Source organism: Nonomuraea sp. NPDC059023, from assembly GCF_042740095.1.
Classification (GTDB): Bacteria; Actinomycetota; Actinomycetes; order Streptosporangiales; family Streptosporangiaceae; genus Nonomuraea.
The window spans coordinates 1-4,050 of the sequence record NZ_JBHYIO010000109.1 but is presented as its reverse complement, the minus strand read 5'-3'; the positions used below and the strand labels follow the sequence as shown (position 1 = coordinate 4,050).

General features: G+C 66.5%; 11 protein-coding genes. 10 read left to right on the top strand and 1 reads right to left on the bottom strand.

What is annotated here, in order from left to right:
- The 6 genes from ACFWYW_RS58990 to ACFWYW_RS58965 form a co-directional block, all read left to right on the top strand.
- A partial coding sequence (locus ACFWYW_RS58990) for an HNH endonuclease signature motif containing protein (RefSeq protein ID WP_379641463.1) occupies positions 1-582 on the top strand: 582 nt, incomplete at its 5' end.
- Positions 583-743: 161 nt separating this feature from the next.
- Positions 744-1,079 (top strand): hypothetical protein, encoded by a 336-nt coding sequence (locus tag ACFWYW_RS58985; protein ID WP_379628080.1) that lies wholly within the window; start codon positions 744-746, stop codon positions 1,077-1,079.
- Complete coding sequence (locus ACFWYW_RS58980) at positions 1,079-1,354, top strand: hypothetical protein (protein ID WP_379628082.1); 276 nt, start codon at positions 1,079-1,081, stop codon at positions 1,352-1,354. Before ACFWYW_RS58985 ends, ACFWYW_RS58980 begins: the two co-directional genes overlap by 1 nt.
- Positions 1,354-1,785 carry a hypothetical protein gene (locus ACFWYW_RS58975; RefSeq protein WP_379628084.1) on the top strand — a complete coding sequence of 144 codons (432 nt, stop codon included), beginning with the start codon at positions 1,354-1,356 and terminating at the stop codon, positions 1,783-1,785. Before ACFWYW_RS58980 ends, ACFWYW_RS58975 begins: the two co-directional genes overlap by 1 nt.
- 133 nt (positions 1,786-1,918) lie before the next feature.
- Positions 1,919-2,479, top strand: a complete 561-nt coding sequence (locus tag ACFWYW_RS58970; protein ID WP_379628086.1) for an NUDIX domain-containing protein — start codon at positions 1,919-1,921, stop codon at positions 2,477-2,479.
- Between the two features lie 25 nt (positions 2,480-2,504).
- A complete protein-coding gene (locus ACFWYW_RS58965; RefSeq protein ID WP_379628088.1) occupies positions 2,505-2,780 on the top strand; it encodes a hypothetical protein in 276 nt (91 codons plus the stop codon).
- Here the strand turns inward: ACFWYW_RS58965 and ACFWYW_RS58960 are convergent, their stop codons facing one another.
- Positions 2,781-3,020, bottom strand: coding sequence for a hypothetical protein (locus tag ACFWYW_RS58960; RefSeq protein WP_379628090.1), 240 nt, complete (start codon positions 3,018-3,020; stop codon positions 2,781-2,783).
- A gap of 137 nt (positions 3,021-3,157) precedes the next feature.
- Between ACFWYW_RS58960 and ACFWYW_RS58955 the strand changes: the two genes are divergently transcribed.
- From ACFWYW_RS58955 to ACFWYW_RS58940, 4 genes are all read left to right on the top strand, one after another.
- Positions 3,158-3,316, top strand: coding sequence for a hypothetical protein (locus ACFWYW_RS58955; protein WP_379628092.1), 159 nt, complete (start codon positions 3,158-3,160; stop codon positions 3,314-3,316).
- 72 nt (positions 3,317-3,388) lie between these two features.
- Positions 3,389-3,607 carry a hypothetical protein gene (locus ACFWYW_RS58950; RefSeq protein WP_379628094.1) on the top strand — a complete coding sequence of 73 codons (219 nt, stop codon included), beginning with the start codon at positions 3,389-3,391 and terminating at the stop codon, positions 3,605-3,607.
- An 88-nt stretch (positions 3,608-3,695) separates the two neighbouring features.
- Positions 3,696-3,839 carry a hypothetical protein gene (locus tag ACFWYW_RS58945; protein WP_379628096.1) on the top strand — a complete coding sequence of 48 codons (144 nt, stop codon included), beginning with the start codon at positions 3,696-3,698 and terminating at the stop codon, positions 3,837-3,839.
- Complete coding sequence (locus tag ACFWYW_RS58940) at positions 3,839-3,964, top strand: hypothetical protein (protein ID WP_379628098.1); 126 nt, start codon at positions 3,839-3,841, stop codon at positions 3,962-3,964. Before ACFWYW_RS58945 ends, ACFWYW_RS58940 begins: the two co-directional genes overlap by 1 nt.
- Positions 3,965-4,050: the final 86 nt, after the last annotated feature.

The window sequence follows — 4,050 nt, the reverse complement described above, 5'->3', positions numbered from 1 at the left end:
CGCAAGATCGCGGGCATCGCGTATCCGTGCGAGATCAGCGACTGCGACCAGCCCCGATACGGGCGCCGTCCGTACTGCCTGCTCCACTTCACGCGGTGGCAGCGGCACGGAGATCCGCTGAAGGTCTTACGGGTGGTCATCCAAAGCGCCAAGGGTAGCGGCGGCCTGTCCGACCGCTTCTGGGCGAAGGTCGACGCCCAAGGCGACTGCTGGCTGTGGACCGGCGCCACGCACGAAGCGGGATACGGCCGCTTTCGTGCCGACGGGCGAACGGTTCCTTCTCACCGATGGGCGTACGAGCACCTCGTCGGACCGATTCCTGGGGGCTTCCAGATCGATCACCTCTGCCGGAATCCGCCGTGCGTCAATCCTGATCACCTGCAGCCTGTCCCGCAGGCGGAGAACCTGCTCCGCGGATACAGCTCGCCAGCGATGAACGCGAGGAAGACGCACTGCAAGAACGGACATCCGTTCGATGAGGTGAACACCATCGTCGTCAAGGGCTCCAAGGGACCTGCCAGGAACTGCAGGATCTGCACCCGGGTCAAGGCGGGGACGCAGGGGCTCTCAGGAACCCCCTGATACGCCCCTCGCGAACGCAGAGGCGTATCAGATCCCCGAGTAGCCCTCGAATTCGATCAAGTCTCAGGGGCCACTACAGCCTCATATAGGAACAAGATCACGTAAAGCCAATGTGATCAAGCACCTATCAGCTTCAGTTCGAGAGAGGAATCGAACAAATCATGAGCTACGACATCTCCCTTCACATCGACACAGGCGCACCTGAAGACGAGTGGCCAACGGCAATCGACGTCGGCAACTACACCGCGAACGTGTCCGTGATGTGGCGCACGGCCCTTGGAGGGACCTCGCTGCGAGCCTTCGACGGCGCCAATGCGGGAGAGTCCGCGCCCGCGCTCGCAGCCGCCGTCAAGGCGATGGAGGGCGACCCGGAGTGCTACCGGGAGATGAACCCGCCGAACGGGTGGGGCAACTACGAGGGCGCCCTCGACTACCTGCGCGCTCTGGCGGAGGCGTGCGCCACCCACCCCAAGTGCAAGATCCGGGTGAGCTGCTGATGAGCGTGCATTCGAACCTCGCCGACACGCTGGCCGAGCCCGCAGACCAGAGCGTGGTGATCGTCGGATCCGACTACGACATGCGCCTATGGCAGCGCAACGACCGCGAAGCGGCCAAGGGCATCCCCTTCGGTCAAGATGCTGCCGCCCGCTGGTTCAAGGACGGCGACCTCGACGACGAACCGCTCCACTGGAAGACGGTCCTCACCTCCGCCACTCACGTGTGGGAGCGCGGTCCTCTGCTCGCCTCCCAGCAGTCTGGGGAGGCGACCTGATGGGTGAGATCCGGCGCTTCCGCCTCCGCCGCGTCGAGGACGTCTCCGGAGTGTCCGGTACGGGCATCGTCGCCGAGGGCGTCGCCTTCTCCGACGGGTGGACGGTGCTGCAAAGGCTGGGCCGCGAACCCATGAATGAGCCGACCATCGTGACGTGGCTGAACAACGGCCATGAAGGCGTGGTCAAGGTCCACGGCCACAACGGCTCCACCCGTGTCGAGTGGATCGACATCCCGAATCCGATCCCGGAACCGGACTACGCGTCGGCGTGGACGGAGCTACGCGGCTACGTCGAGCACGCCGTCCAGGACGGCAGCGGGATCGACGCGGACAGCATGCTCGCCTACCTGGACGATCTGAAGCGCCGCGCTCTTGCTCCCGGCAGGGACTGGATCGCCAAACTGATCCAGCAGCCTGGGGATGCGTCGTGAAGCGCCTACAAGCTGGCCGACTGTCGGTCTATCTCGAACCGCGGGACATCTGGGTGGGCGTGTACGTGGCGGAGGCCGCTGTCTACGTGTGCCCGCTGCCTCTGGTGGTCTTCAAGTGGACGCGGAGGCCCTCATGACCTCTGTCTCTCACCGTGAGGCGACCCAGGCAGTGGAGGAACTGGTCGATCTCGTCGACACCTCCGGGCGTGTGATGGTCCGCGGTGTCCCGCGCTCCCAGGCGTGTGATGGCCTGCTGCTGCAGATCGTGATCGTCGTCATCCAGTCTCCAGACGGGATCCTCGTCCACCGCCGAGCCCTGAGCAAGGCGGTCGATCCGGGCTTCTACGACAACGTGTGCGGTGCCGTCCGATCAGGCGAGACACCTCAGGACGCTGCGGTCCGCGAGGCGCGCGAGGAGACCGGTGTTGCCGTGCACAACCTGCGGCTCGTCCACCAGGGCGTCAACTCCTACAGCCGGTGGCGCTGGCTGTACGCCGCCGACACCGATGACGTCCCGACCGGCTGGGATCCGTCCGAGGTCGCCTGGGCCGGGTTCATGACCACCGAGGATCTCGCGCGCGCCGAGACGGCGGGAGAGACGTTCGTCGACGGCTTCTTCCAAGACCTGACGGCAGCCCTCCCCGCCACCAGTGTCGGCATGGCCGCACACCCCATGACCACCCCTCCGAAGTAACCCATCCAACCGAAGGAGATCAACCATGTCCGACACCCTGACTGCGGTGAAGCCCTACCAGCTCGTGATCGCCTACACCGACCCCCGGTCGGGCCAGTGGAAGGTCACCATCCGCAGCGCCTGGCCGGACGCCAAAGCCGCGATCCTCGACACCGCGGAAGCGGACGACACCCGGCACGGGCAGCGCGTCCACATCCTGTACGGCAAGGGCCACGACGCGTCGTTCGACCTCGACGAGCACGGCCTGTCGCGGCTCCTGGCCGCAGCCGACCAGGCTCACGCCGACGTGGTGGCCGGGTAGCTAGTCGCCGGCGGGCTGCTGCTTGCGGCGGCCCGTCTTCTCCGCCCAGTCGAGAACATCGGCTAGCCACCACCAGTCGCGGCCGGAGATCTTTCCTGCGGGGTCGGGGAACTTGGTGACGTTGACCCACTCCTTCGCGGAGCGCCTTCGCCAGGTGACGACGGTGTCTTGGGTTACGCCGAGTTCGTCGGCGATGCCGTCGATGCCGACGGGGAGCCACGGCTTGGTGGGTCTGGTCATGGCTCCAAGTGTACGGCGATCAAGGGCGTACGTCTGTAGTGGTGTACGTCGAAAATAGGCGTACGCCTAAGGTTGACGCCTGTACGTCCGAGACGTACAGTTGGGTCATCGGCAAGGGACGAGCCAGGGAGAACAGGATGAACGCCAGCCTCACCGCGAAGAGCCTCCTCGCCGACAACCCGGCCGCGACCATCGCCGAGCTGACCGAAGCCGCCGCCGGCCTCGACCCCAAGGCGGAGGACCTGTTCTGGGCGGCCGTCCGGGAGGTCAACCCGACGCTCTGCCCCGACTGGTAGACCCCAGTGCCCCGCCAGGGGCCCACCACTTCCTGGCCCAGGCCCAAGCCACCAGTGCAGACGGAGGACGAGATGACCCGAGACGAGCTCACCGAAATGTCCGACCGTGACCTTCAGGCCACCCTCGACGGCTACTTGATCCTCCAGGAAGAAGGGGCGACCAACCGCCGGGACGCCGCCACAATCCGCAGGCTGGCCGCCGAAGCCAAGGGCCGCGCCGGTGACATCGCCTACTGGGACGCCCGTCACGACGCGACCCTCGACCGGACACGGCAGGCCAACCTCCGATGACCGACGGTTCTGGCGCTGCGCTAGCCGCCCCACCCCCGACCGGGTGGGGCGGAGGACGGAACGTCGGACCCACCCAAGGAGTGTCCCTGTGAAGTCGCTACACCCCGACGACCTCGCCGAACTCGCTTACGACGAAGACCCGAACGGCGACTGGCGAGCCGAACTCGACCCGAACCTCGACATCGTCCCCGAGATCACTGACCAGCCCGCCAGCGCCGAGGAGCCGTTCTGATGTGCATCAACTGCGACGCCCTGGCCGCGGGCCTGATCGATCTCGTCGCCGCCGACGTGTGCATCGACGACGAGGACGGCATCCCGCACGTGCCCGACACCGAGGGCGCCTACTTCGACCGGTAAGGAGATGTCTCCGATGACGTGTGTCCCCATTCGGGCCGCCCTCGCCGAGGTCGAACTGGCCGTCGGCGAGGTGGCGGGCTGGGCGC